At 42.9% G+C, this 539-nt stretch carries 1 protein-coding gene; it reads left to right on the top strand.

The features are described from left to right. The coding region (locus tag AAGF08_RS20470) for an HYR domain-containing protein (RefSeq protein ID WP_343513318.1) at nt 1-539 on the top strand (539 nt) is incomplete at both ends.

The following is a 539-nucleotide window of genomic DNA, read 5'->3' as shown; positions in this document are numbered from 1 at the left end:
AATTATAACTTGTCCTTCTGACATCAGTACTACGGTTGGATTTGGAGAAACCGGGAAAGTGATTACCTATGATCTGCCAATAGCGGTTGATAACTGTGGAATTGAAAGTTTAGAGCTGATCAGTGGCTTTGAAAGTGGAGCATTCTTCCCACTCGGTTCTACCATGGTAACCTATCAGGCGACAGACCTCTCCGGTAATACAACCGAATGCAGCTTTATGGTAGAGATTACAGAAAGTGGGGATAATGAAAACCCAACTATCAGTGATTGTCCAGTTGAAGTGATTGTAGAAACAGATCCTGAGAACTGTGGAGCGATAGTTAACTGGATTGAACCCACAGCCTCAGATAACAGTGGGTCGGTAACATTGACAAGTAATTTTGAGCCAGGTACTATATTCCCTGTTGGAATCACAACGGTTGTTTACACAGCGAGGGATGCAGCAGGAAATCAGTCAACCTGTAGCTTTAATGTTATCGTAAATGATTCTGAAATTCCTGTGATCACCACGAACGGAGATCAGAATCTAGATGCCGAAG

This window comes from Algoriphagus sp. SE2 (assembly GCF_039563885.1).
Taxonomy (GTDB): domain Bacteria; phylum Bacteroidota; class Bacteroidia; order Cytophagales; family Cyclobacteriaceae; genus Algoriphagus.
Note: the sequence above shows the minus strand (reverse complement) of the source record. Positions and strands in the feature narration are given on the sequence as shown.